A 26,172-nucleotide genomic window follows, 5' to 3' on the forward strand; every position below is an offset into this window, starting at 1 on the left:
ACGCTTTGCGCGTATAGGACGTGCGGCGTCGCGGTCAAAGGAAAAGCCATTGGGCATCATCACCATCGAGGAGTTGCCGGCCCGGCTCGGCGGCGGCAAGACCCTGGCCGGTCTCGACCTCGGCGATAAGACGATCGGCGTGGCGGTTTCCGATCGCGGCTTGTCCTTCGCCCACCCGCGCGCTGTCATCATGCGCAGGAAATTCTCGCTCGATGCCGCAGTGCTGCTCGCTCTGCTACAGAAGGAAAATGCCGGCGCCGTGGTGATCGGCCTCCCCATCAATATGGACGGCTCGGAAGGCGCGCGCGCCCAAAAATCCCGCGCTTTCGTGCGCAATATGGCTGGATTGACCGATCTGCCCTTCGTCTTCTGGGACGAGAGGCTGTCGACGGTGGCGGCCGAGCGGACGTTGATCGAGATGGATTTTTCCCGCAAGAAACGCGCCGGCAAGATCGATTCGGCAGCTGCGGCCTTCATCCTACAGGGTGTTCTCGACCGGCTTCAGAGCCTGCTTGCAAACCCTTAACGCCAAGACCAATTGCTTCGCAGATCGCTAGTTTTTCACCACCCTTCGACACGCCAAGGATGGCCCGTATCTGTTCGTCGCGAATATGAACGAATTTTTCCGAAAGGACTTCGACGCGACTGAGGGCCGACAAGTTGTCAACTTGTCTGGAAGATTGCACCTGCCAATCTTGAAATGCCCTCTGTATTGATCTTCTGAAGCCGTCATCATCGCTTACCTGCCGCGGTGCGATTGGCGCAATCGGGAAAAGGCTCCTCCGTGCACATCAGTGGCCCGTCACGCTGCATCAACCCTTTCGAGCTTGGAAGCTTTAATCATTTCGCGCGCCAATTTTTTGGCTGTTTGTAGACCTTGCTTGTAATCGTCCGCCGCCATTGAAAGAGATTCGGGAGATGTTGCCCCTTCAAGATCGTCGGCCGACCAGTCGTCAGAAAGACGCTTGCTGATGGCGTAGCAAGTCACTTTCCCGACGCGAAACGCCGCTGATCGGCGTGCTGCACGGAGGCATTCCGATCGCACAACCTCGGGCTCCCCCGTGCCTACGAGTTCCCGTTCCAAATCGGCGGCCATACGTTCTATGATTGGGTACAGGCCATTGACAAAGAGCGTTTGAGATTCGCTGTAGTATCGTCCAGCACGGCCTTTTACGCCCTTGTCGGAAATCTCATCGGGGTCTAACAGGATCGTGATGGTGGGCACGCGCTCCAGCGCCTGCATCGCTTTGGAGGGCTTAGAACCGGCTGGTGCTTTGCGAACTTTTTCCTGCGTAGCACGTGCACCACTGCGGCCAGTCGGCTCATCGGGGCCGATGAATTCAGTGTTCCCAGGAAGATCTTGGTCGATATCTACGCGCTCGCTTGCGTCGCTACCCTCAAAGTGGCTTTCCATGTTCAACGCGCTAAAGTTTCTAGAAGGTTTGAACGCCACCGTAGGCACGCGAAACTCATCTAAAAGTTTTTGGAGGTCGGTTTGGATGTCATCCAGATTGTCATCGGATTCCGGTGACTCGGATCGAATGACATCTTTCACCCAATCCGGCATCAACTCCCGGACATAGTCGACAAAGTCTTCTGCGGTCAGTGGTGCACGGTCTTTGGGCCACATGAGCCCATCGCGATATTGGTTGGAAAGCGCCATCGTGTCAGGGATTTCGATTTCAACCGTAAGCACCTTCGAGCCAAACGGGATACCGAATTTCGGTGCTGCTGCTGACCAAGCTTTGCTGGTTTTGATGTCATAGCGTTCGCTCTTATGCACCACCGCGCAGAAGGTGGTGGACGAGGTTGCCGGATTGGCTCGAGCACTGAGCGAATGACTCGACATCGGGTGCTTCGGGTCGTGAATGTAATGGATAGTCAGGCCGGTGTCAGCGTCGTGGACGCGCTGGCTATTGGGCAGCTTATCGAGAACGTCCGCGAGTGGTCTGAGTTGCCGGTATTTGCCAGTTTCATCTTTGCCGCCTCCTTTGGTCATCGCGACGTCGATGCGAACTTCAACTCCCTCGGAGAAGGCGGCGAAGCGACGAAAGATGGTACTTGGTACATAGCTGCGATCGACAGATTTTCCTCTGCCCAAAGGTTCCGCGACGGTGTCATGATCCTCGCTTTCACCGAAAAGAATCACTTCGGTCCAGTCGTATTGCGTTTGTCTGCCTTCGGCGACAGCCGCCGCAGTGACGTCATAGACGGTATCGTAACTGCCGTCCGGCAGCATCGCAGGGAAGCGGACATATGTGCCTTCTTCCTTGTCGTAGCCGATGGTTATTTCGGACACTGAGCCGTTCTTGCATGAACGATATCTGATCCCGGCCTTAGACATCGTCAGTCCGGACACTTTGGCTCCGATCCCAAAATTGGCATCAAGAGCCATGTCCTTGCCGATCGATGAGGATAGGTCGGTCGCCCTCTTAAGCTCCGCACCGTCCATGCCAGGACCGGTATTCCAGAAGGCTAATTTGCGCACTCTATCGATCTCGACAGGATAAATCTCGATGCGCCGATTTCCGACCGGTGCCAGCGCCGCGCTTTCATCTGCGTTCTTGAAGAACTCTCGAATTAGGGTGCTGACAGGCGCCTGTTCAATCAGGCGATTAATAAGGAACCGTTTGTCGTTGATGTTAAGCGGTTCGGCTTTCACTGCGGTTGCCCCTTGAGCTTGAACTTGTTGAAAGTCTCACCTGTGGTGGAACTGAATTTTCGCTCTATTTCCGTCGTCGCGTCACGCAAGGCTTTGACGATCGTTTTAACATCAGCATCCGTGTATTCGTACGCTCGACTGTTCGAAAGATTGCCGATTTTCCTGATAGCGTCCAGCGCAAGCTGGGTACGCCCTTCCGCCAGTCTTACAAAATTTTCACGTTTCTCATTTTTTCCTGCCAAATCTTCCTCCGCATACATCCGATGAATATCAGATAGCCAAGACGCTCGGCAAAAGTCAAACATATTTTCATGAATTTCACGATGATATTCACATCATGAATTACGGAAAATGCTAAGTGGCGGAGATGCGTGACCCCTATCGCTTGGCGCGCCTTGGCATGCTGGAGAATTCCATATCGCGAAACACGGATTGCGATGTTTGTATTGTCGCACGTTGCTGCGTGCCCCGTCCGACCGGGATTCTTTGCTGAGAAAGCTAGCTTTGAAGCTTCTTGGCCAAATCTGTTGGTATCAAGAGAGCTCCATCAGGGCCGAGATCGACATACTCCATCAGATTCGCACGGCTAAAAATCTTCCAGATTTTTTGGCTTGCGCGTGCGAAAATGGCCTCTAGTCTAGAAAAAGGAGCATTCGACACTGCCGTTGAAGGGCCCGAAAGCCTAGCTCTCCCGGCCACGCGCCCTCATTGAAGAGGCGGTGAACGAAGAAGTCGCGTTTCGATTTCACCCATTGAGGTATGCGATACCTGCATGTGCCACCCCATGCTTCGACAAGGTCGTGATAAGATTTCCTAGGGTCGAGCTTTGAAGCTGGTCTCGCTTCTGGATCAGTTCCCACGCGGCGCTATCGGCTCCGAGGAGCTTCGACACCTTAATCCGGCCACAAATCGACATCGCATTGATGATGGCATCCTCCATCAGAGAGAGATGCACGAACGTGGAACCAATTTGGTAGCAATAGTGAATTCGTTCGGCGTTGATGTCCTCTTCCTGCGCAACAATCGTGCGAAAGCCTTGAGCATCAAGTGGTGCCCTTTTGCTCATGAGCGTCGAGCTATCTCCTCCAGGTTCAGCCCACTGGCCGCGAAATGTGCCTTGAGCACTTTGCGGTACTCCTGGCTCGTGCCGTCAATTGCTTCAGCTAGATCGATCTCAGTAACCTCGAATTTATCGGGAATTGAGAAAAGCAGTTCGTGGCCGATGACGCAGTCAACGACATAGTCGTAGCCAACACTGTGATCTTCGTGATGTTCGACAGCGCACAGACCAAAATGTTTGTTTATGAGTGGATTTATATTCTTGTACAAGAACTTAGCGCGAGCCTACGAAGGTCCACGTTCTCGCCAGGCGAGCAAAAATGCTGGATAGCATTGCGCGCTTTGCGCAACTTTTCAAAGCTATCCAAGTCGGGAAGGCGTTCGCCGGTAGCTACCCAGAGCAGTTTTGCAAGATGTTCAAAATTGTAGGTCTTTCCCTTCTCGATGATATGTTCGATTTTTAAATCTTGATTGACCGGGTCGTCGAGTTGAAATAGGTCGCGAAATATTAGGAGCGGATGCTCCTTTGCTACGATCGCTTTGATGAACAATTCGCCGGCCATGGCGGCGTTTAGAACAGACATATCGGTCCAGTGATCCATGCCAGGATCGTAATAAACCGCATGTTGATTAGCTTGGGTTAGCGCCCCAATCGCTACGTCGAGGATTCGAGCGGGTATATTTTTCAAAGCCTCATGCATATGCTTCAGGTGCTCGGCGTCGATGCCTGGTCGAAATAGCGGTTGCGCATCGCCGTGATCCAGCCACCAATTGCCTTGCGGCGGCGAAATGCCCAGAACCCCGTCAGCAGCAGCCCATCGAACACGCAAGCTTTCGCCACCATGCCCGGAATGAGTGCCGGATCGACGCCGAGCATCTGTCCATAGAGCTGGAAGACGAGATCGTGCAATTGACGGCTCAGCATGACGTAGCCGAAATTGATGTCGTTGAGCGACAGAAAGAACCAGCCCCAAAACAAGAGGAGCGGAGCCGCCCAAAGCGCGAACAAGGTGCGCATCAGCGGTCGTCCCTCGAATCCAGCCGGCCGGAAATGCGGGCAAGCGAGGAATTATGCGCCGCTGCCTTGGCCATGACATGCGCGGCCGCTCGGATGTCGCCGGTCCCTGGAACTGCCGCGGCAACGGCCGACCGCCGCTCGGCGAGCATCGCGACATAGGACGCCAGAAGTGCCGCCAATTGCACCGCAACAACCATGAACAGCCCATTGATGCCTTGCGCGGCGCCGCCGATGACTATCAGCGACAGCACGCCCAAGGCGGAGATGAAGGCGATCCGCACGACGCTGTCGGCAGGATCCGGGTTGGTCGCGTGGCTGGTCAGTGCTTCAACAAAGGCCCAGCAGAACAACACCGCGACGACAAGCAGTGCCACGGCGAGCGGTGCCACGACGACGGCGTTTTCGAGATCGGCAAATCGAGTGTTCTGGACGGGAACGCCCAGTACGCCAAGGGCCGTCGCCACGCCTCGATTCCCGTCGATGCAGATGAACGCCAGCAGGGCGAAAACGGCCGCCCAATGCAATGCCAGAAAAGAGCTCAGAATATGCCGCATGACGCTCCCGCTTCGCAGGGCAAAGCCGCTCAAGCTGAACAGTCCTTGCCTTAACCATAACATTGGGCTTTGCCACCGGCCGCCGCAACGGAAACCATTCGTTAAGGTTAACGGCCATCCACAGGGGCGCGAGAGCGGCAGCGAGTTTGGCGACGGCACCTAGTTGATCGGCGGGTAGAGCGTATCGATGATCATGCGGGCATCATGGCGCGAATCGATCATGCCATAGGTATTGCGCCACTGGCCGGCGAGGCGCGTTTCCACGAAGGCGTCGGCGATCCGCCCTGCCCCCAGCCTGCGAAGCTCTGCCGCCGCCGCCGACAATGCCAATTGCTCGGTCAACAGCCGCGCCGAGCCCTCGTCGGTTGCTGCGACCTGCATTGCCGCCTTGAGCACGCCGACGGTGCCGCGTCCGCCGGCGCCTAGATCGCGGTCGATGCCGGCCAGCACGTCGTCGAACAGGCCCGGCGCGCGGCCGAGCACGCGCAACACGTCGAGCGCCATGACGTTGCCTGAACCTTCCCAGATCGCGTTGACCGGAGCTTCGCGATAGTAGCGGGCGAGCGGCCCCTCCTCGACATAGCCATTGCCGCCGAGGCACTCCATCGCTTCATAGAGCAGCGGCGGCGCAATCTTGCAGACCCAGTATTTGACGACAGGCGTCATGGCGCGGGCGAAGGCCGCCTCGCCGCGGTCGCCGGCCGCCTCGTCGAAGGAGCGCGCCAGCCGGAACGACAGCGCGGTAGCGGCGGCAACGTCGAGCGCCATATCGGCCAACACACGCTGCATCAGCGGCTGCTCGATCAGATTGGTTCCAAACACCTTGCGGTGGCGCGTGTGGTGGACAGCCTCGGCCAGTCCGGCCCGCATGATCGCCGACGAGGCGACAGCGCAGTCGAGCCGCGTCAGGGTCACCATATCCATGATCGTCTTCACGCCGGCGCCGGGCTCGCCGGCCATCTCGCCGATGGCACTGACGAATTCCACCTCCGACGAGGCATTGGAGCGGTTGCCGAGCTTGTCCTTCAGCCGTTGAAAACGGAAGCCGTTACCGGATCCGTCGCCGAGCAAGCGGGGCACGAGAAAGCACGACAGTCCCTCCGGCACCTGTCCGAGCACCAGGAAGGCATCCGACATCGGCGCCGACATGAACCATTTGTGGCCGGTCAGGCGATAAAACCCGCTGCCGGCGCGCTCCGCCTTGGTGACGTTGGAGCGGACATCGGTGCCGCCTTGCTTCTCGGTCATGCCCATGCCGAGTGTCAGCCCTGCTTTTTCGACCGGCGGCTTTTGGCTTTGATCGTACTTGCGCGTCGTCACCCGCGGCGCCCATTCGCGAAACAGCTTCGGGCTGGCCATCAGCGCTGCCAGCGAAGCGCTGGTCATGGTGATCGGGCAGAGATGCCCGGTCTCGAGCTCAGCCGTGAGATAAAAGCGCGCGGCGCGCACCTGGTGGCGACGGCCGATCTCGGCGTCGCCATTCTCCCAAACCGACGAATGCAGCCCGTTGGCAACAGAGCGGCGCATGAGCGCGTGATAGGCGGGATGGAACTCGACCTGGTCGATGCGCCGGCCCTGGCGATCATGGGTCCTGAGCTTCGGCGTCTCGACATTGGCAAGACGAGCCAGTTCCTGCGCTTCATGGGTCAGAACGAAACGGCCAAGCCCGTCGAGGTCCTTACGCACCGGATCGGAAAAGCGCTCGGCAAGCTGGATCAGCAACGGATCGCCCCGCCAGGCGTTGCCGCCGGCCAGCGGCGGCGGCTGGTTGGTCACGTCGTCAGTCACGCTTCGTCCTTATCACCTGAAGGCTGCGAATCCAAAGCCAAGGCGGTTTATAGCCTATGGCCAGCGGCGCGCGACGAAAATCCCGGGGAGAACCGATCCAATCCCAAGCCGATGCTTGCAGCCGCGGAGCCTCCCCCCTATAGCAGCGACTTGAGATGACCGACGCATCGTCCCTGCCACTTTATCCCCACCGCCATCTTCTGGGCATCCGCGATCTTTCCCCCGCCGACATAGAGCTTCTGCTCGACCGGGCGGACCGGGCCGTTGCCATCTCGCGGCAATCGGACAAGAAGACATCGACGCTGCGCGGCCGCACCCAGATCAATCTGTTCTACGAAGCCTCGACCCGTACGCAATCGTCGTTCGAGCTGGCCGGCAAACGGCTCGGCGCCGACGTCATGAACATGTCCGTAGCGAGCTCTTCGGTGAAAAAGGGCGAGACGCTGATCGATACTGCGATGACGCTGAATGCCATGCGTCCCGACATATTGATCATCCGCCATCAATCGGCCGGCGCGGCAGCACTTCTTGCCCAAAAAGTCGGCTGCTCGGTGGTCAATGCCGGCGACGGCGCCCATGAGCACCCTACCCAGGCGCTGCTCGACGCACTGACCATCCGCCGCGCCAAGGGTCCGCTGTCGAAGCTGATCGTGGCGATCTGCGGCGACATCCTGCATTCGCGCGTGGCCCGCTCCAATATCATCCTGCTCAACGCGCTTGGTGCCCAGGTCAGGGTCGTCGCCCCTTCGACGCTTTTGCCCGCCGGCATCGAGAAGATGGGCGTCATCGTCACCCGTTCCATGGCCGAGGGTCTGAAGGACGCCGACGTGGTAATGATGCTGCGCCTGCAGCGCGAACGCATGGAAGGCGCTTTCGTACCGTCGGTGCGCGAATATTTCCGCTATTTCGGCCTCGACGCCGAGAAGCTGAAGGCGGCCAAGGACGGTGCGCTGGTTATGCATCCCGGCCCGATGAACCGCGGCGTCGAGATCGCCTCGGAGATCGCCGACGGCCCGCAAAGCGTCATCCAGGAACAGGTTGAGATGGGCGTCGCCGTACGCATGGCGGTGATGGAAGCGCTGCTCGACCCGCGTCGAAACCACGAGGGTCGGGGCCGATGAGCATAACGGTCTTCAGCCGCGCCCGCATCGTCGACCCATCGCGCGGCATCGATGAGATCGGCACCGTCATCGTCGAAGGGCGCAAAATTGTTGCCGCTGGCAAGGCGGCCTTGAACCAGGGCGCGCCCGAAGCCGCCACGATCATCGAGTGCGCCGGCAAGGCGATCATCCCCGGCCTGATCGATGCGCGTGTCTTCATCGGCGAACCGGGCGGCGAACACCGGGAGACCATCGCCTCGGCCAGCGTGGCGGCAGCGGCCGGCGGCGTCACCTCGATTGTGATGATGCCCGATACCGACCCGGTGATCGACAATGTCGCATTGGTCGAGTTTGTGCTGCGCACCGCCAAGGATACAGCCATCGTCAACATCTTTCCGGCAGCGGCGATCACCAAGGGTCTCGAAGGCCGTGAGATGACCGAGTTCGGCCTGCTCCTCGAAGCCGGCGCGGTCGCCTTCACTGACGGTCGCCACATCATATCCAGCGCGCTGGTGATGCGCCGGGCGCTGACCTATGCGCGCGATTTCGGTGGCGTGATCGCCCACGAAACCCAGGATGCCGATCTCGCCTCGTCAGGCGTGATGAATGAAGGCCTATATGCAAGTTGGCTCGGCCTTGCCGGTATTCCGCGCGAGGCCGAATCCATCCCGCTGGAGCGCGATCTGGCGCTGGCGCGGCTGACCGGCGGCGCCTATCACGCGGCCAAGATCTCGACGGCGATGGCGGCGGCTGCTGTGACGCGAGCCAAGGCCGAAGGCGCCAATGTCACATCCGGCGTGTCGATCCACAATCTGTCGCTCAACGAGAACGATGTCGGCGAGTACCGCACCTTCTTCCGGCTGACGCCGCCGCTGCGCGCCGAGGAAGACCGGCTGGCGATGATCGAAGCGATCAAGGACGGCACCATCGACCTCATCGTCTCCTCGCACGACCCGCAGGACGTCGACACCAAGCGCCTGCCCTTTGCCGATGCTGCGGCCGGCGCCATCGGGCTGGAAACGCTGCTGGGCGCAGCGCTGCGGCTCTATCACAATGGCGACGTGATGCTGCTGCGGCTGATCGAGACACTGTCGACCGCGCCGGCAAGATTGTTCAGCCTGCCCGGCGGCACGCTGAAACCGGGGGCATTGGCCGACCTTGCGCTCGTCGATCTGGACGAGCCATGGGTCGTTAGCGAGAGCGGCATCCGCTCACGCTCGAAAAACACCTGTTTCGAAGGCGCGCGACTGCAAGGCAAGGTCTTGCAAACGATGGTGGCGGGCCGCACAGTGTTTTCGGCCTAAGACGAAGCGGGTGTCAGGTCTTCAACTTCGCTCAGCCAAGGAAAGTTCGGGGGAACAATGGTTTACAGTCCCGTCTTGGCATTGGTGTTCGGCTATCTTCTCGGCTCGATCCCGTTTGGCCTGCTGATAACCCGTGCCGCCGGCCTCGGCGACGTGCGCAACATCGGCTCCGGCAACATCGGCGCCACCAATGTGCTGCGCACCGGCAACAAGGGCTTGGCCGCGGCCACGCTGCTGCTCGATGCGCTGAAGGGCACCGCGGCGGTGTTGATCGCAGGCCGCTTTGCGCCCGAGCTCGGACTTTGGGCCGGATTCGGCGCGTTTTCAGGTCATCTTTTTCCGGTCTGGCTCGGCTTCAAGGGGGGCAAGGGCGTCGCCACTTACCTCGGCGTGCTAATCGGCCTTGCCTGGCAAGTGGCGCTTATCTTCGCCGTCGTCTGGCTGGCGGTGGCCTTCCTGTTCCGCTTCTCCTCGCTTGCGGCACTGACGGCAGCGGTCGTCGTGCCCGTTGCCCTGTATTTCCTGAGCACCCAGCAGATTGCCGGGCTTTTCACGGCGATGAGCCTCATCGTCATCGTAAAGCACCGCGCCAACATTGCGCGGCTGCTTGCCGGCACCGAGGGTAAGATCGGGGCCAAAGAGTGAGCGAGCCCGACGCCGGGCCGCGCCTCAGCGACCGGCAGCGGCTGAGCTGGCTTCGTCTGATCCGCACGCCGAATGTCGGCCCGGCTTCCTTTCGCGACCTGATCAACCGGTTCGGTTCGGCCGAAGCAGCGTTATCGATGCTGCCCGAGCTGATGATTTCGGGTGGCGCCAGAAAAATCGTCCGCATCCCGTCCATTGCCGAGGTCGAGGCGGAGTTGGAGACGGCCCGGCGGGCCGGCGCCCGCTTCGTCGGCATCGGCGAGGCGGATTATCCGCCACTGATGAAAAGCATGGATCATCCGCCGCCGCTGCTCGCGGTCAGGGGCAACAGCGCGGTGTTCCGCTTGCCAGCGGTCGCCATCGTCGGCGCTCGCAACGCATCGCTGGCAGGCATCAAGATGGCGCGGATGCTGGCGGCGGATCTCGGCCGCGACGGCTATGGCATTGTTTCCGGCCTGGCGCGCGGCATCGATACAGCCGCGCACCAGGGCAGCCTTTCGACCGGCACGATCGGCGTGCTCGCCGGCGGCCTCGATTTGCCCTACCCGCCCGAAAATGCCGACCTGTGCGACGAGATCGCCGAGCATGGCGGCGCCATCATTTCCGAAATGCCGTTTGGCTGGCAGCCGCGCGCACAGGACTTTCCGCGCCGCAACCGGCTCGTCGCCGGTGCTGCATTGGGATTGGTAGTGGTCGAGGCCGCACAGCGCTCCGGCTCGCTGATCAGCGCCCGCCTCGCCGGCGAGATGGGGCGGCTGGTTTTCGCCGTTCCCGGTTCACCGCTCGATCCGCGCGCCGCCGGCGCCAATGGCCTGCTCAAGGACGGCGCCACCCTTGTGACCGAGGCCGCCGATATCACCAGTGCCATAGCGCCGCTGGTCGGCGGCTGGTCGCCAAGGACATCGCCGCTTGAAGAGCCGCCCGACTTTTCGGCAACACCGCCGCCGCGCGAGGACGATCGCGACCGCGTCGTCGAAGCGCTCGGCCCGACGCCGGTATCAGTGGACGAGATCATCCGCCACACCGGCCTGCATCCCGCCCAAGTGTTCATGGTGCTGCTGGAGCTCGACCTCGCCGCCCGGCTCGAACGCCATGCCGGCGGCAACGTCTCACTGATTTGACCCAGAACTTGCGCATGTCCCGGCAAGCAATTCCGACGTGATCCGATGGCCGATCCGAGCAACAAACCAAAGCAGACGCTGTTCACTCGTACGACGGCCCTTGTCTGGTCAGCGCTGAGCGTCATGCTGGCGCTGCAATGGTCGATGGATCTCGGCATGTCGGGTTTTCCCGACGGCTACATAACGCCCTTCGCAAGAGCGACCAGCACGCTTCTGGGCATTCTGACGGCAGCCTGCATGGCCCAGGGTCTCTACTTTTTCTTGGCCGGCGCGTTCGGCAGGAAGGTAAGCGCCGTCGGTCTTTTCCTGCAAATCCTTGCCGCGGCGGTTCTTACCGTGGCGCCAGTACTTATCGTGAAGGATTGTCCGGGTTCTCAGGTGTGCAGCAGAGCCTATGAGGCGCTCACCGGCACGATGATGGACGATGGCGCGGGCGGCTAACGCCACTGCATGCGTTCGGCACGAGGCTGTCACCCATGTCGTAGGTACAAACTGTTACCCATGTCTCCGGGTCGTACCGGGTCGTACCCTCTGGATTTGGTGAGCGCGATGGGATTCGAACCCATGACCTACTGATTAAAAGTCAGTTGCTCTACCGGCTGAGCTACGCGCTCCCGCGGGCTCAGAAAGGCCGCCCTCGAAATTGCGCGGAACATAGGGAGAGTGCCTCTGCCGGTCAACCGGAAAAAGACGGCTCCCAGACCGGACCTTCCTGCCGCGTCATCATGCCGTGCGGTGCGCTTCGGCGTTGACGGAATTGCCTCCGTCTCGCGCAAGGGCGAAGCTCGCGCTTGGCGGGACAAGCGCAAGCAGCGAATCGAGAGAACCTTTGCAGATCAGCAACTTGGGATTCTTAGCGGAACAATTTGCGCAGCCTGCCCGTTTTTCCGCGACAAGGGACACGCGTTTCAAGGAGAAGATCATGAATAGGATCATGTCGAGCCTGCTGGCGACCACCCTTTCGATCTCATTCGCTGCCGCGGAGATCGTGCCAGTCAACGCTCAGCCCAGCTATGCGCCCCCTGCCCAAGGGCTCACCTCGAATGTCCAGACCGTCCAGTACGAGCCGTGGCGGAGGCACCGGAATTTCAATCGCGATTTCTCGCGTCGCGATTTCTCCCGGCGCAGTTTTGCGCGTGACGACGGCATGTATTGGCGTGGCCATCGCGGCTATCGCGAATATCGTCGCGGCTATCGCCGCCATGGCGACTACTGGTTCCCGCTGGCCGCTTTCGCCACCGGTGCGCTGATTACCGGCGCTATCATCAACAACCAGAATCGTGTCTATCGCGGCGATGCCCATGTGCAGTGGTGCTATGACCATTATCGGAGCTATCGTGCCTCTGACAACACCTACCAGCCCAATTACGGTCCGCGCCGGCAGTGCCGATCGCCTTACTGAGTCGTGATTAGAGACTGTAAGCCCGCGCCCGCAACGGCGCGGGTTTTTCATGGGTGCGAAGCCGGTGCCATCCCTGCTTATTGCACGCTTAGCGTCCTGCGCACAGCGTGGCGCCAACCTGCCAGCTTGGCGGCACGTGTCGAAGCATCCATCTCCGGCTTGAACCGGCGCTCGAGCGCCCAACTCCTGGCGAATTCCCGCGCCTTCGGCCAGGCACCGGCCTTCGAGCCGGCCAGCCATGCCGCACCAAGCGCGGTCGTCTCGAGAATTGTCGGCCGGTCGACCGGCGCATCGAGAATGTCGGCCAGCCGCTGCATGGTCCAGTCCGACGCCACCATGCCGCCATCGACCCTGAGCACAGTCTTGGCCGAAGCGCCCTTCCAGTCCTTGCGCATAGCGTCGAGCAGATCGCGCGTTTGGAACGCAACGGATTCCAGCGCCGCGCGGGCAAATTCCGCCGGCCCCGAATTGCGGGTCAGCCCGAAGATGGCGCCCCGCGCCTCGGCATCCCAGTGCGGTGCGCCGAGCCCGACGAAAGCCGGCACCAGATAGACATTCTGCGTCGGATCGGCCTCCGCCGCCAATTTGCCGCTCTGCTCGGCCTTGCCGATCACCTTGATGCCGTCCCGCAGCCACTGCACGGCGGCGCCGGCGATAAAGATAGAGCCCTCCAGTGCATAGGTGGTCTTGCCGCTCAGCCTGTAGGCGATGGTGGTCAAAAGCCGGTTCTTCGAACGCACCAGATCGCTGCCGGTGTTGAGCAGCGCGAAGCAACCGGTGCCGTAGGTCGATTTCATCATGCCCGGCTCGAAACAGGCCTGGCCGATCGCCGCCGCATGCTGGTCGCCGGCCACACCGAGGATTCTGATCTCTGTGCCGAACAGACTTTTGCCGGTGATTCCAAAATCATCGGCACAGTCTTTCACCTGCGGCATCATTCTTGCAGGTATGCCAAGAATGGCCAGCAACTCGTCATCCCAGGCGTTTTGTTCGATGTTGTAGACCAGCGTGCGCGAGGCATTGGTGGCGTCAGTGGCGTGGACCTTGCCGCCAGTCAGGCGCCAAATCAGAAAACTGTCGATGGTGCCGGCCAGCAGTTCGCCCTTCTCGGCGCGTTTTCTGGCGCCCTTCACCTTGTCCAGCATCCAGGCGATCTTGGTGCCGGAGAAATAGGGATCGAGCAGCAGGCCGGTCTTTTTCGTGAATTTCTTCTCCAACCCCAGCTTCTTCAGTTTCTGGCATAGCGGCGCGGTGCGGCGGTCCTGCCAGACAATCGCGTTGTGAACCGGCTCGCCGGTCTCCTTGTCCCAGATGACGACGGTTTCGCGCTGGTTGGTGATGCCGATCGCGGCGACGTCCGCTGCGTTGCGGCCGGCTGTCTTCAGCGCGGCCCTCACCGTTTCCACGACGCTTGACCAGATTTCCTCGGGATCATGCTCGACCCAGCCGGAGGCCGGATAATACTGGGTGAATTCCTTTTGCCCGCTGCCGACGACCTTCATCTTGTCGTCGAACAGGATCGCCCGGCTCGATGTCGTGCCCTGGTCGATTGCGAGGATATATCCGGTCATTCTCTCTCCCGTCGAAGCGAATTCAAGGTGCTGCGATGTCTCGACGCCCGATGGCGCGGAGCCGTTCACGCAAACAGGGGAGACGGCAACATGCCGCCTCCCCTGAGTATGGCGATGCGGGCGCGAACGCCCGCATCAAACAGCCCTATTGCTGCCAGCTCTTCACCAGCTCGTCATAGTTGATGGTGACCGGTTTTTCCTTCTCGTTCTCGATCTTGAGCTGAGGAGCGAGATTGCCCTTCTTGACCGCATCGGCGTTCCAGTAGGCGAGGTCATGCTCTTCGGCCATCTTCGGGCCGATATCGCCCTGGACGCCCGACTTCTCGATGCGGCTCATCACCTTTTCCTGCTCGGCACAGAGCGAGTCCATTGCTTCTTGCGCGCTCTTGGCGCCCGACGAAGCATCGCCGATCGCCTGCCACCAGAGCTGTGCCAGCTTCGGATAGTCCGGCACGTTGGTGCCGGTCGGGGACCACTGGACGCGTGCCGGCGAGCGGTAGAACTCGATCAAGCCGCCGAGCTTTGGCGCACGTTCGGTGAAGCTCTTGTCGTGGATCGTGCTCTCGCGGATGAAGGTCAGGCCGACATGGCTCTTCTTCACGTCGACCGTCTTCGAGGTGACGAACTGCGCGTAGAGCCAGGCGGCCTTGGCGCGGTCGGTCGGCGTCGACTTCATCAGCGTCCAGGAACCGACGTCCTGATAGCCGAGCTTCATACCGTCCTTCCAATAGACGCCATGCGGCGACGGCGCCATGCGCCACTTCGGCGTGCCGTCGTCGTTCAGCACCGCCTTGGCGCTGGCGTCGACCATGCTGGCGGTGAAGGCGGTATACCAGAAGATCTGCTGGGCAACCGCGCCCTGCGCCGGCACCGGCCCTGACTCGGAGAAGGTCATGCCCTGGGCTTCCGCCGGTGCATAGGCCTTCAGCCAATCGAGGTACTTCTGGATGGCGTAGACAGAAGCCGGGCCATTGGTGTCGCCGCCGCGCGCCGTGCAGGAACCCACCGGACGCGAATTCTCGTCGACCTTGATGCCCCATTCGTCGACGGGCAGACCGTTCGGAATGCCCTTGTCGCCATTGCCGGCCATCGACAGCCATGCGTCGGTGAACCGCCAGCCGAGCGACGGGTCCTTCTTGCCATAATCCATATGGCCGTAGACCTTCTTGCCATCGATCTCGCGGCCGGTGAAGAACTCGGCGATGTCCTCATAGGCCGACCAATTGACCGGCACGCCGAGGTCGTAGCCGTATTTGGCCTTGAAGTCCGCCTTGTTCTTCTCGTCGTTGAACCAGTCGTAACGGAACCAGTAGAGGTTCGCGAACTGCTGGTCGGGAAGCTGGTAGAGCTTCTTGTCGGGCGCGGTGGTGAACGAGGTGCCGATGAAATCCTTCAGGTCGAGATTCGGGTTGGTGACATCCTTGCCGTCGCCTGCCATCCAGTCGGTCAGGTTGCGCACCTGCTGGTAGCGCCAGTGCGTGCCGATCAGATCGGAATCGTTGACCCAGCCGTCATAGAGGTTCTGGCCGGTCTGCATCTGGGTCTGGATCTTCTCGACGACGTCGCCTTCCTGGATGACGTCATGCGTGACCTTGATGCCGGTGATGGCCGTAAAGGCCGGCGCAAGCACCTGCGATTCATACTGATGCGTGGCGATAGTTTCGGAGACCACCTTGATATCCATGCCGGCGAAAGGTTTCGCGGCATCGATGAACCATTGCATTTCGGCTTCCTGGCCGGCACGGTCGAGCGTCGAGAGGTCGCCAATTTCCTTGTCCAGGAAGGCCTTGGCCTCGTCCATTCCGGCATAGGCATTGCTTGCCCCTAGCAACAGGACAAGCGCAGTTGTTGATGTCAAGAATTGCCGTCGCATGTATTTCCTCCACTGTTAAAGTTCAAAGTGCGATCTGGATCGGCGGCCGGCACGCCGCCGTTCCAACAGTTTCCCCCTCTATACGTAGCGGAACACGCCGACGGCGAAGACCACGGAGAGAGCGAGAGCCCACCACAGATTGGGTCCGACTAGACCCAGCCAAGCGAGATGGATAAAGGCGCTGCCCAGCAGCGACAGGAACAGGCGGTCGCCGCGCGTCGTTTCGAAGCGCAGCACGCCGACGCGCGGATTGCCGCCCGGCGAGACGTATTCCCACACCGCCATGCCGCAAAGCAGCAGAAAGATGGTTCCAAAGAAGGCCGCGGTCGGCCACGTCCAGGCCATCCACGAAAAATCGAGGTTGGACGAGAGGTTAAATCCCCACAGGCGGATATTGGCCGGGTCGCTGAAGCCCACCGTTATCGCCACGAAATCGATTTGAAGTGCCACCCAGGCCACGACGACCAGGGCAAGAAACAGCACGGCCCACCACCATGGGCTTCTGTCGACCTGCTCCATCATACCCTCCCCAGGGCAAAGCCCTTGGCGATGTAGTTGCGCACAAACCAGATGACGAGCGCGCCGGGAATCAGCGTCAGCACGCCGGCGGCGGCAAGCAACCCCCAATCCATACCGGCGGCCGAAACGGTGCGGGTCATGGTCGCGGCGATCGGCTTGGCATCCGTGGTCGTCAGCGTGCGGGCGATCAAGAGCTCCACCCACGAGAACATGAAGCAGAAGAAGCACGCCACGCCGATGCCGCTCGCAATCAGCGGCATGAAGATCTTGATGAAGAAGCGCGGGAACGAATAGCCGTCGATATAGGCGGTCTCGTCGATCTCCTTGGGCACGCCCGACATGAAGCCTTCGAGGATCCACACCGCCAGCGGCACGTTGAACAGGCAATGCGCCAGAGCCACGGCGATATGGGTGTCGATAAGGCCGAAGGCCGAATAAAGCTGGAAGAATGGCAGCGCGAACACCGCCGGCGGCGCCATGCGGTTGGTCAGCAGCCAGAAGAACAGATGCTTGTCGCCGAGGAAGCGATAGCGCGAAAAAGCATAGGCAGCAGGCAGTGCCGCAGCCACCGAAATCACCATGTTCATAACCACATAGGTGATCGAGTTGATGTAGCCCGAATACCAGGACGCGTCGGTGAAGATGGTGCGGTAATTCGCCAATGTCGGCGCGTGCGGGTAGAGAGTCAGCGACGAGACGATCTCGCCATTGGTCTTGAAGCTCATATTGATGAGCCAGTAGATCGGCAAAAGCAGAACGACGATGTAGAGCGTCGGCACGATCCACCACCAGCGCGACTCCTCGCCGCGACGGCGCATCAGCCGTGCGATCTCGTCCTGTCGTAGCGTGCTGGCGAGCCCTTCCGAAGCTGTCGTCTCGCTCACCCTATCGGCTCTCTCTTCGGTGCGGCTCATCTCAACGCTCCGCGTCGTAATTGGTCATCACGGTGTAGAACACCCACGACAACAGCAGGACGATAAGGAAGTAGACCAGCGACATCGCCGCCGCCGGGCCGAGGTCGAACTGACCGAGCGCGGTCTTGACGAGATCAATCGAAAGAAAGGTCGTCGAGTTGCCGGGGCCGCCACCGGTGACCACGAACGGCTCCGTGTAGATCATGAAGCTATCCATGAAGCGCAGCAGCACGGCGATCAGCAGCACGCGGTTCATCTTCGGCAACTGGATGTAGCGGAACACCGCCCAGCGCGAGGCACCGTCGATCTTGGCTGCCTGATAAAAGGCATCCGGGATCGAGACCAGGCCGGCATAGCAGAGCAGGACGACGAGGCTGGTCCAATGCCAGACGTCCATGATGATGACCGTGACCCAGGCGTCATATGGGTCTTGCACATAATTATAGTCGATGCCGAGCGCGTTGACGTAATAGCCGAGCAGGCCAATGTCGTTGCGCCCGAACACCTGCCAGATGGTGCCGACGACGTTCCACGGGATCAGCAGCGGCAACGCCATCAAAACAAGGCACACAGGCACGCCCCAACCCTTCTTCGGCATATTGAGCGCAATGAAGATGCCGAGCGGCACTTCGATCGCCAGGATGATAAAGGAGAAGACAAGGTTGCGGATCATCGCCTGCCAGAAGCGGCTCGAGGAAAGCAGTTCCTCGAACCATTCCGTGCCGGCCCAGAAGAAGACGTTATTGCCGAAAGTGTCCTGCACCGAATAATTGACGACCGTCATCAGCGGTATGACCGCCGAGAACGCCACCAGCAGCAACACCGGCAGCACCAGGAACCAGGCTCTGTTGTTCCAGGTCTTTTCCACTTCAGGCCCCCATCTCGACGCGCCAGGAATCGGCATAGATGTTGATGCCGGCTGGGTCGAACCGCACCTTCGGATCAGCCGGAACTGTCTCGTCCTCGCCGATGACGGCGGCGATCTCGCGCCCTTCGAGATTGGCACGGACCACCTTGTGGCGGCCGACGTCCTCGACCTTGCTGATCCGGACGGCCATGCCCTGGCTGCCCAGGCGCACATATTCGGGACGGATGCCGAGCTCGATGGCGCCGCCACCGGCCTTAGGCACGCCCGGCAGTTCGATCTGCTGCGAGCCCAGCCGCGCAGTCTTGCCGTCGATCGCCACCGGCATGACGTTCATGCCGGGCGAGCCGATGAAATAGCCAACAAAGGTGTGGCGCGGGCGCTCAAACAGTTCTGCCGGTGTGCCGATCTGCACGATTTCGCCGTCATACATGACGACCACCCTGTCGGCGAAGGTCAAGGCCTCGGTCTGGTCGTGCGTGACATAGACCATGGTGTAGCCGAAGCGGCGGTGAAGCTGCTTCAACTGGGAGCGCAGCATCCATTTCATATGCGGGTCGATGACGGTCAAAGGCTCGTCGAACAGGATGGCATTTACGTCGGAGCGCACCAGCCCGCGTCCGAGCGAAATTTTCTGCTTCTGGTCAGCGGTCAGTCCGCGCGCCTTTCGTTTGGCCATATCGGCCAGCCCGATCATCTCCAGCGTTTCGCGCACCTTACGGTCGACGTCGGCTTCCGGCACGCCGCGATTGCGCAGCGGGAACGCCAGATTGTCGTAGACCGTCATCGTGTCGTAGATCACCGGGAACTGGAAGACCTGGGCGATGTTGCGCTCTTGGGTCGACAGATTGGTCACGTTCCTGCTGTTGAACAGCAACTGGCCGTGCGAGGGATGCAGCAATCCCGAAATGATGTTGAGCAACGTAGTCTTGCCGCAGCCGGACGGGCCGAGCAGCGCATAAGCGCCGCCATCCTCGAAGGTGTGGTGCACTTCCTTCAACGCGAAATCGGCATCCGTGCGCGGGTTCTGCAGATAGGAGTGGCGGATATGATTGACATCGATGCGCGCCATCGCTTCCTCCTAAGCCGCCAGCTTCGGCGCGGCCACGGCGCGGCCGTGCTCGTCGAAGACCATGATGTGGCGCGGGTCGATAAACACCTCGACCTCCTCGTCCGGCTCGAAGTCGCGAATGCCGTGGGTCAGCATGACCCAGCGCGCATCGGCAAAATCGAGATGGATGAAGCTTTCCGATCCGGTGATCTCAGTGATCGTCACCTTTGCGCGCACCGGCACTGCGGCGGCGTTGGGCCGATCGAGGGACAGATGATGCGGCTGGAAGCCGATCGTATAGATCGCATCGGCAATGCCGAAGAGTTCCGCCGGCACCGGCAATTTCACACCGCCCTCGAGCAGGAAATCCAGGCCCTTCTTGGCAAGCACGATGGTGTTGAGCGGCGGATCGGCGAAGGTCCTCGCCGTCACCAGATCGACCGGTTTGCGGAACACTTCGATGGTCGGCCCGAACTGGGTGATGCTGCCCTCGGAAAGCGTTGCCGTGTTGCCGCCGAGCAGCAAGGCCTCGTGCGGCTCGGTCGTGGCATAAACAAAGATTGTGCCGGCGGCCGCGAAGACTTTCGGCAGTTCCGCGCGTAATTCTTCACGCAGCTTGTAGTCGAGATTGGCGAGCGGCTCGTCGAGCAGCACGAGGCTGGCATTCTTGACGATGGCGCGGGCCAGCGCGGTGCGCTGCTGCTGGCCGCCCGACAGACTGAGAGGCGTCCGGTCGAGATAGGTCGTGAGTTTGAGAAGGGCGGCCGCATTGCGCACCTCCCTGTCGATCGTTGCCTGATCCGTGCCGGCTACCCGCAGCGGTGAGGCGATGTTTTCGTAGACCGTCATCGCCGGATAATTGATGAATTGCTGGTAGACCATGGCGACGTTGCGCTTTTGCACCGGCATGCCGGTGACATCCTTGCCATCGAACCAGACCGAGCCCGAGGTCGGCACGTCGAGGCCCGCCATCAACCGCATCAGGCTGGTCTTGCCAGAGAGCGTCGGCCCGAGCAGGACGTTGAGCGAGCCGTGCTGAAGCGTCAGCGAGACATCGCGGATATGTTCCGCCGCACCCACCGTCTTCGTCACGTTTCTCAGTTCAAGCATGATGCCTCCTCCCAGGCTTTCTGCATCAGTCGGCCGTCCCTATTCGGCAGCCGCTACGTGCTGCCGGCTTATTCCGCGCATGAACTCGTCGAGCACTGCGGCCTGCTCACGGCTGAGACGCAGGCCGCGCTTGGTCCGGCGCCACAATACATCCTCGGCAGTCATCGCCCATTCGTTTTCGGCGAGGTAGCGCACTTCGGCTTCGTACAGATCGGCGCCGAAGTTGCGGCCAAGATCGACGTTCGACTTGGCGAGGCCTAGCAGCTTCCTTGCGCGGGTGCCGTAGAGCCGGGTCAACCGGCGGGCCAGCCGGGCGTCGAGGAACGGGTACGCCGTTTTCAGTTTCGCCACCTCGGTATCGAAGCCGGTGACGGGAAAGTCACCGCCGGGCAGCGGCGCGTTTGCCGTCCATGGCTTACCGCGCTTGCCGAGAAAACCCTCGATCTTCTCCAGCATCGATTCCGACAATCGGCGGTAGGTGGTGATCTTGCCGCCAAAGGCATTGACGATCGGGGCGGCACCCTCGCCTCCATCGGCCTTCAGCACATAGTCGCGGGTGGCTTCCTGCGCCTTTGAGGCGCCATCGTCGTAGAGCGGGCGCACCGCGGAATAGGTCCAGACGATATCCGACGGCTTGACCGGCTGCGCGAAATATTCGCTTGCCGCAGCGCAGAGATAGTCGATCTCGGCATCACTGATCCTGACGTCGTGCGGATCGCCGGGATAGTCCCGGTCGGTGGTGCCGATGAGCGTGAACTCGTCTTCATAGGGGATGGCGAAAATGATGCGCCCGTCCTTGTTCTGAAAGAAATAGGCGCGTGGGTCGTCGAATTTCTTGCCAACGACGATGTGGCTGCCTTGCACGAGGCGGACATTGTGCACGTCGTTCAAGCCGACGGTGGCCGACAGCACCTGATCCACCCACGGGCCGGCGGCATTGACCAGCAGCCGCGCCTTGACCTCCTCGGTATCGCCGGTCCGCACGTTTTCAAGCCTGACCGTCCAGAGATTGCCTTCGCGGCGTGCGCTGACGACCTTTGTTCGGGTTCGAATGGTTGCGCCGCGCTCGGCAGCGTCGCGGGCGTTCAACACAACCAGCCGGGCATCGTTGACCCAACCGTCCGAATATTCGAACGCCTTTCGAAACAGCGGCTTCAGCGGCTTGCCGGCCGGATCCTTGGCCATGTCCAGCGTTTTCGTCGGCGGCAGCAATTTGCGCCCGCCAATATGATCGTAGAGGAAAAGCCCGAGCCGGATCAGCCAGGCCGGACGCAGCCCCTTGGCGTATGGCAGCACGAAGCGCATCGGCCAGATGATATGCGGCGCGTTCCTCCACAGGACCTCGCGTTCCATCAGCGCTTCGCGCACCAGGCGGAACTCGTAGAATTCGAGATAGCGCAAGCCGCCATGGATCAGTTTGGTCGAACCGGAAGAGGTTCCGCTGGCCAGATCGTTCATCTCGGCAAGAAATACCGAAAACCCACGCCCCACGGCATCGCGGGCGATACCGCAGCCATTGATGCCGCCACCGATGACGAAAATGTCATGGATCGGTGATGCGCCCAAAGAGTCCTCCCTCGATTTCGCATTGCGGCATTTTTGGGTTCTTGCGAAACCGTACGGGAATTATTTCGAAATGATAACGAATGTCAAACGAAATATGATTGGCCACAGATGCCGCAACGGCATCTCTAGGAGAGCGACGTTTCGATCAGCTGAACTTCTGCCTCCTGGCAGATCCTACGCACCGATGGGATGTCGCAACGATCGGTGATAAAGGTGTTTACCTGCGACAGATGGCCGATGCGGACGGGCGCGGTGCGCTCGAATTTGGTCTGGTCCGACACGAGGATCACATGCCGCGCGTTGGCGATGATCGCCTGCGCGACCTTCACCTCGCGAAAATCAAAGTCGAGCAGTGCGCCGTCATGATCGATGGCCGAGGCGCCGATCACCGCAAAATCGACCTTGAACTGCCGGATGAAATCGACTGCTGCCTCGCCGACCACACCGCCGTCGGAACCGCGTACGACACCGCCGGCGATCACCACCTCGATCGAAGGATATACGCGCATCCTGTTGGCAACATTGATGTTATTGGTGATGACCATCAAGCCGCTGTGATCGAGCAGCGACTTGCTGACAGCTTCCGTCGTCGTCCCGATATTGATGAAAAGAGACGCGTTGTCGGGGATCAGCCGGGCTGCTGCGCGGCCGATCGCCTCCTTCTCCTCGGCGGCGATCTTGCGCCGAGCCTCATACTCCATGTTCTCGATGCCGGACGGGAACAATGCCCCGCCATGAATGCGAGACAAAAGCCGCTGGTCGCAGAGATCGTTGAGATCCTTGCGGATCGTCTGCGGCGTCACGTTGAAATGCGTCGCCAACTCCTCGACCAGTACGCGGCCATGGTCCTTGGCCATCTGGATGATTTCGGAATGACGCGGCGACAGATACATCTAGCAACCTCTCGTTTTCGTTTTACTTGTCTATAACGGAAAACGAAAGCCATGAACAGGAAGATCAGGTGACTGCAAGAAGAGCCCCGGCGCAACCTCGATGATGCCGGTCAACCCAGGCCACGCGCAATTTCAGTAATGACCTCGAAAGCAGTATCGACATCCGCCGCAGTCGTTTCGAATTGTCCGACCTGAAAGCGGATCGCCACCTTCCCGTCCACCCGGGTTTGCGTCAGATAGATGCGGCCGTCATCGTTGATCGCGCTGACCAACCGCAAATTGTGCTCGTCAGAGTCGGCGCCCGCAGCCGCGAGATGCCGGAACGAGAACAGCGACAGCATCGGCTCCGTGACGATCTCGAAATCCGGTTCCTTTGCCAGCCTTGCGGCGAGGCTCTCGCTCCAGGCGACATGGTTGCGGACCATGGTCCGCAGATTTTCCAAGCCATGTGCACGCAGCAGGAACCAAAGTTTCAGCGCGCGGAACCTCCGGCCAAGCGGCACCGACCATTCGGAGTAGTTGATGACTCCGTCGCGGCCATGCGTCTTGAGGAATTCGGGCTTGATCGCCAGCGTGCGCACGAGGTCTTCCGGCTGACGGATGAACTGCATCGAGCAATCGAACTGTGCGCCCAGCCATTTATGCGGGTTGAAGACAATGGAATCCGCATGTTCGGCGCCTGCCCAGAAATGCCGGAACTCGGGGCAGATCATGGCGGAGCCAGCCCATGCGGCATCGACATGCAGGTAGAGCCCGTGCCGCTTAGCTACCGCGGCAACAGCCGCCACATCGTCGGTGCCGCCGGTACTTGTGCCACCGACGCTGGCGATGATCCCCGCCGGCAGCATGCCGTTTTTGCGGTCGGTGACGATCGCTGCTTCCAGAGCCGCCGTCTGCATGGCGCGGAAGCGTCCGGCGACCGGAATGCGCACGAGGTTCGCCTCGCCGATGCCCGACACCCAGATCGCCCGGTCGATGGAAGTATGGACTTGGCCGGAAGAATAGACTCGCACGACCGGCTGGCCTTGCAAGCCGTTCTTGTTACCTTGCCAGTCGAGCGCGCGCTCGCGAATGGTCAGCACGGCGGCAAGCGTCGCCGATGAAGCCGAATCCTGCATGACGCCGGAAAATCCCTCCGGCAGACCAAGCGCCTGCCGCATCCAGTCGACGACACGCGTCTCGAGTTCGGTTGCCGCCGGCGAGGTCTGCCAAAGCATGCATTGCGCGGCCATGGCGGAAACCAGATACTCGGCCACGACCGAGGCCGGTGCCGCATTGGCCGGGAAATAGGCGAAGAAACGCGGATGCTGCCAGTGCGTCATGCCCGGCAGAATCTTTTGCTCGAAATCGGCGAAGATTGCCTGCATCGTTTCGCCGTTTTCCGGCGGCGCAACATCGATGCTTTTGAAGATTTCGCCCGGCTCGACAAACGGCCGCACCGGTCTTTCGCGAAGGCTGTCTCTGTAGTCGGCGCCCCATTCGGCCGCTCGCAGCGACCATTCGCGGAATTCGTTGCTATTCATCTTCGCCTCCGTAGCGCCTCGTCGAGCCGCCATCAAAGAGCACGAAAAACGAAGGTTTTCATTCGGGAAAATCAGGCAAGCTGGCAAAGGCAGTCTTCAGCGCGTTCGACCAGCTATCCGAGATCGTGCGATAATATTGATCATCCTGGGTTATTCGCTTTTTGAGGCCAACCTTGAAGGTGTCCTTTTCATAGAACAGCAGGTCGAGCGGCAGGCCGACCGACAGGTTCGACTTCAGCGTCGAGTCGAACGACACAAGCAGCAACTTCACCGTCTCGGCGAAACTCATCGTCCTTTCATAAGCGCGGATGATGATCGGCTTGCCGTATTTGGTCTCACCTATCTGGAAGAACGGCGTGTCGTCGGTGGATTCGATGAAATTGCCTTCCGGATAGATCATGAACAGGCGCGGCGCGCTGCCCTTGATCTGACCGCCGAGGATGAAGGAGGCGTTGAAATAGGAATCCGCCTTTTCGCCCGCCGGCGACGAACTGGCGATGACCTCCTTGACGGTGTCTCCGACCAGCCGCACTGTCTGGTACATGGAAGGCGTTTCGAGCAGCGTGGCACGGCGCTCCGCCACTGCCTTGGTGCGTTCGTCGAGCAGGCTGACTACGGCCTGCGTCGTCGCCAGATTGCCGGCCGACATCAAAACGATGACGCGCTCGCCCGGCTCTTCCCAGACATGCATCTTCCTGAAGGTCGAGATCGAATCCATGCCGGCGTTGGTGCGCGTGTCCGACATGAACACGAGCCCGCGATCGATCTTCAGCCCGACGCAATAGGTCATCGAATCTCTTTGGCAACAATCTTGGCGGAGATTACTGCTCCACGGTGACGGTGACGGCAAGCTGTTCTTCCGCCTGTCCCAGCCGAATTCCCGATACCGGTGTGGCGTCGCGATAATCGCGGCCAGTCGCCACCTTTACATAACGCTCGTCGGGAGAAATGCCGTTGGCGACGTCGAAGGCGACCCAGCCGAGGCCCGAGACATGCGCCTCGGCCCAGGCGTGGCTTGCCGCCTGCTCGATCGCTGCATTCATCATCAGATAGCCACTGACATAGCGCGCGGGAAAATCCATGGCGCGCGCCGCCGCAACGAAGATGTGGCTGTGGTCCTGGCAAACGCCGGTCTTGAGCGCCAGGGCCTCTTCGGCCGGCGTCGTCGCGTTGGTGGTGCCCGGCGTATAAGCGACGCGCTCGCCGATCATCGCCATCAACCGGTGCAGCCTTTCGATGTCGGTGCCCTTGCCGACCGAGGCAGCAAGCTCGCGAATGCCGCTGCCGATCGTCGTCAGCGGCGTTTCGTGGCCGAACAGCCAGAGCGGCACGAAACCCTGGTGCGGCCCGCAGACGCCGGCGGTGTCGCGCGTCACCACTTCGCCGGCTGCTTCGACGGTGATGAAGTCGCGCTCACCCTCGACGCTCAACAGCCGGGTATCATTGCCGAAATGGTCGGTGAAGCGCACTTCCTCGCGTGCGCCTTCGATCTTCAGCGCCCAGGACAGTACCGTCTGGGTGCGCCCGTTCACCGGGAGCAGCCGCAAACGCTGCAACAAATAATGCACCGGCGCATCGTAGCGGTATTCGGTCCGGTGGGTGATCTTCAGCCGCATCGCACTCGTCCCTGGAGC

The 26,172-nt window shown here is 60.7% G+C and carries 27 protein-coding genes and 1 tRNA gene; 7 read left to right on the top strand and 21 right to left on the bottom strand.

Annotated elements, in window-relative coordinates; genetic code table 11:
• Positions 1–49: 49 nt before the first annotated feature.
• Entirely contained in the window at positions 50–526 is a 477-nt protein-coding gene (ruvX, locus tag NKH78_RS15320; protein WP_352508467.1) for a Holliday junction resolvase RuvX, read from the top strand.
• Between the two features lie 276 nt (positions 527–802).
• Here the strand turns inward: ruvX and NKH78_RS15325 are convergent, their stop codons facing one another.
• From NKH78_RS15325 to NKH78_RS15360, 8 genes are all read right to left on the bottom strand, one after another.
• Positions 803–2,662, bottom strand: coding sequence for a hypothetical protein (locus NKH78_RS15325; protein ID WP_352508466.1), 1,860 nt, complete (start codon positions 2,660–2,662; stop codon positions 803–805).
• Entirely contained in the window at positions 2,659–2,904 is a 246-nt protein-coding gene (locus NKH78_RS15330; RefSeq protein WP_352508465.1) for a hypothetical protein, read from the bottom strand. The genes NKH78_RS15325 and NKH78_RS15330 overlap by 4 nt, the downstream gene beginning before the upstream one ends.
• A 503-nt stretch (positions 2,905–3,407) precedes the next feature.
• Positions 3,408–3,728, bottom strand: coding sequence for a hypothetical protein (locus tag NKH78_RS15335; RefSeq protein ID WP_352508464.1), 321 nt, complete (start codon positions 3,726–3,728; stop codon positions 3,408–3,410).
• Positions 3,725–3,991 (bottom strand): hypothetical protein, encoded by a 267-nt coding sequence (locus tag NKH78_RS15340; protein ID WP_352508463.1) that lies wholly within the window; start codon positions 3,989–3,991, stop codon positions 3,725–3,727. Before NKH78_RS15340 ends, NKH78_RS15335 begins: the two co-directional genes overlap by 4 nt.
• On the bottom strand, positions 3,976–4,323 hold the full coding sequence (locus NKH78_RS15345; protein WP_352754097.1) for a hypothetical protein: 348 nt from the start codon (positions 4,321–4,323) through the stop codon (positions 3,976–3,978). The genes NKH78_RS15340 and NKH78_RS15345 overlap by 16 nt, the downstream gene beginning before the upstream one ends.
• A 104-nt stretch (positions 4,324–4,427) precedes the next feature.
• Positions 4,428–4,739: a DUF6105 family protein gene (locus NKH78_RS15350; protein WP_352478942.1), complete on the bottom strand. Its 312-nt coding sequence runs from the start codon at positions 4,737–4,739 to the stop codon at positions 4,428–4,430.
• The gene (locus tag NKH78_RS15355) at positions 4,739–5,293 is read right to left on the bottom strand and encodes a hypothetical protein (RefSeq protein WP_254817337.1); all 555 of its coding nucleotides are present in this window, start codon (positions 5,291–5,293) and stop codon (positions 4,739–4,741) included. The genes NKH78_RS15350 and NKH78_RS15355 overlap by 1 nt, the downstream gene beginning before the upstream one ends.
• Before the next feature lie 159 nt (positions 5,294–5,452).
• Complete coding sequence (locus NKH78_RS15360; RefSeq protein WP_352883197.1) at positions 5,453–7,081, bottom strand: DNA alkylation response protein; 1,629 nt, start codon at positions 7,079–7,081, stop codon at positions 5,453–5,455.
• Positions 7,082–7,236: 155 nt separating this feature from the next.
• Between NKH78_RS15360 and NKH78_RS15365 the strand changes: the two genes are divergently transcribed.
• From NKH78_RS15365 to NKH78_RS15385, 5 genes are read left to right on the top strand one after another with little or no spacing between them, the layout of a single operon-like run.
• The gene (locus NKH78_RS15365) at positions 7,237–8,202 is read left to right on the top strand and encodes an aspartate carbamoyltransferase catalytic subunit (RefSeq protein ID WP_352688303.1); all 966 of its coding nucleotides are present in this window, start codon (positions 7,237–7,239) and stop codon (positions 8,200–8,202) included.
• Positions 8,199–9,485, top strand: a complete 1,287-nt coding sequence (locus NKH78_RS15370) for a dihydroorotase (protein ID WP_352688301.1) — start codon at positions 8,199–8,201, stop codon at positions 9,483–9,485. The genes NKH78_RS15365 and NKH78_RS15370 overlap by 4 nt, the downstream gene beginning before the upstream one ends.
• A 57-nt stretch (positions 9,486–9,542) precedes the next feature.
• Complete coding sequence (gene plsY, locus NKH78_RS15375; protein ID WP_352688299.1) at positions 9,543–10,130, top strand: glycerol-3-phosphate 1-O-acyltransferase PlsY; 588 nt, start codon at positions 9,543–9,545, stop codon at positions 10,128–10,130.
• Positions 10,127–11,251 carry a DNA-processing protein DprA gene (dprA, locus tag NKH78_RS15380; RefSeq protein WP_352688297.1) on the top strand — a complete coding sequence of 375 codons (1,125 nt, stop codon included), beginning with the start codon at positions 10,127–10,129 and terminating at the stop codon, positions 11,249–11,251. Before plsY ends, dprA begins: the two co-directional genes overlap by 4 nt.
• A 45-nt stretch (positions 11,252–11,296) precedes the next feature.
• Positions 11,297–11,692 (top strand): hypothetical protein, encoded by a 396-nt coding sequence (locus tag NKH78_RS15385; protein WP_254817343.1) that lies wholly within the window; start codon positions 11,297–11,299, stop codon positions 11,690–11,692.
• Between the two features lie 97 nt (positions 11,693–11,789).
• On the opposite strand, the gene NKH78_RS15390 is transcribed toward NKH78_RS15385, so the two are convergent.
• A tRNA-Lys gene (locus NKH78_RS15390) sits at positions 11,790–11,865 on the bottom strand.
• A gap of 308 nt (positions 11,866–12,173) precedes the next feature.
• Between NKH78_RS15390 and NKH78_RS15395 the strand changes: the two genes are divergently transcribed.
• A complete protein-coding gene (locus tag NKH78_RS15395) occupies positions 12,174–12,653 on the top strand; it encodes a BA14K family protein (protein WP_352736578.1) in 480 nt (159 codons plus the stop codon).
• Between the two features lie 77 nt (positions 12,654–12,730).
• Here the strand turns inward: NKH78_RS15395 and glpK are convergent, their stop codons facing one another.
• The 12 genes from glpK to NKH78_RS15455 form a co-directional block, all read right to left on the bottom strand.
• Complete coding sequence (gene glpK / locus NKH78_RS15400; RefSeq protein WP_352883200.1) at positions 12,731–14,224, bottom strand: glycerol kinase GlpK; 1,494 nt, start codon at positions 14,222–14,224, stop codon at positions 12,731–12,733.
• A gap of 145 nt (positions 14,225–14,369) precedes the next feature.
• Positions 14,370–16,097, bottom strand: coding sequence for an ABC transporter substrate-binding protein (locus NKH78_RS15405; RefSeq protein WP_254817346.1), 1,728 nt, complete (start codon positions 16,095–16,097; stop codon positions 14,370–14,372).
• A gap of 78 nt (positions 16,098–16,175) precedes the next feature.
• Entirely contained in the window at positions 16,176–16,442 is a 267-nt protein-coding gene (locus NKH78_RS15410) for a DUF2160 domain-containing protein (protein WP_352508493.1), read from the bottom strand.
• Positions 16,443–16,615: 173 nt separating this feature from the next.
• Complete coding sequence (locus tag NKH78_RS15415) at positions 16,616–17,530, bottom strand: carbohydrate ABC transporter permease (protein WP_352478954.1); 915 nt, start codon at positions 17,528–17,530, stop codon at positions 16,616–16,618.
• A gap of 1 nt (position 17,531) precedes the next feature.
• Positions 17,532–18,398 (bottom strand): carbohydrate ABC transporter permease, encoded by an 867-nt coding sequence (locus NKH78_RS15420; protein WP_023674893.1) that lies wholly within the window; start codon positions 18,396–18,398, stop codon positions 17,532–17,534.
• Position 18,399: 1 nt separating this feature from the next.
• A complete protein-coding gene (locus tag NKH78_RS15425) occupies positions 18,400–19,467 on the bottom strand; it encodes an ABC transporter ATP-binding protein (RefSeq protein ID WP_352705486.1) in 1,068 nt (355 codons plus the stop codon).
• 9 nt (positions 19,468–19,476) lie between these two features.
• A complete protein-coding gene (locus NKH78_RS15430) occupies positions 19,477–20,556 on the bottom strand; it encodes an ABC transporter ATP-binding protein (RefSeq protein ID WP_352736582.1) in 1,080 nt (359 codons plus the stop codon).
• 39 nt (positions 20,557–20,595) lie between these two features.
• On the bottom strand, positions 20,596–22,122 hold the full coding sequence (gene glpD / locus NKH78_RS15435) for a glycerol-3-phosphate dehydrogenase (protein WP_352645606.1): 1,527 nt from the start codon (positions 22,120–22,122) through the stop codon (positions 20,596–20,598).
• Positions 22,123–22,247: 125 nt separating this feature from the next.
• Positions 22,248–23,015 carry a DeoR/GlpR family DNA-binding transcription regulator gene (locus NKH78_RS15440; protein ID WP_352478957.1) on the bottom strand — a complete coding sequence of 256 codons (768 nt, stop codon included), beginning with the start codon at positions 23,013–23,015 and terminating at the stop codon, positions 22,248–22,250.
• A gap of 110 nt (positions 23,016–23,125) precedes the next feature.
• A complete protein-coding gene (locus NKH78_RS15445; protein WP_352736584.1) occupies positions 23,126–24,538 on the bottom strand; it encodes a pyridoxal phosphate-dependent decarboxylase family protein in 1,413 nt (470 codons plus the stop codon).
• Between the two features lie 58 nt (positions 24,539–24,596).
• The gene (locus NKH78_RS15450; RefSeq protein WP_254817354.1) at positions 24,597–25,328 is read right to left on the bottom strand and encodes a proteasome-type protease; all 732 of its coding nucleotides are present in this window, start codon (positions 25,326–25,328) and stop codon (positions 24,597–24,599) included.
• Positions 25,329–25,359: 31 nt separating this feature from the next.
• Positions 25,360–26,154 carry a transglutaminase family protein gene (locus tag NKH78_RS15455; RefSeq protein ID WP_254817355.1) on the bottom strand — a complete coding sequence of 265 codons (795 nt, stop codon included), beginning with the start codon at positions 26,152–26,154 and terminating at the stop codon, positions 25,360–25,362.
• Positions 26,155–26,172: the final 18 nt, after the last annotated feature.

Source organism: Mesorhizobium sp. M0910 (genome assembly GCF_040319465.1).
In the GTDB taxonomy this organism is placed as follows: Bacteria; Pseudomonadota; Alphaproteobacteria; order Rhizobiales; family Rhizobiaceae; genus Mesorhizobium.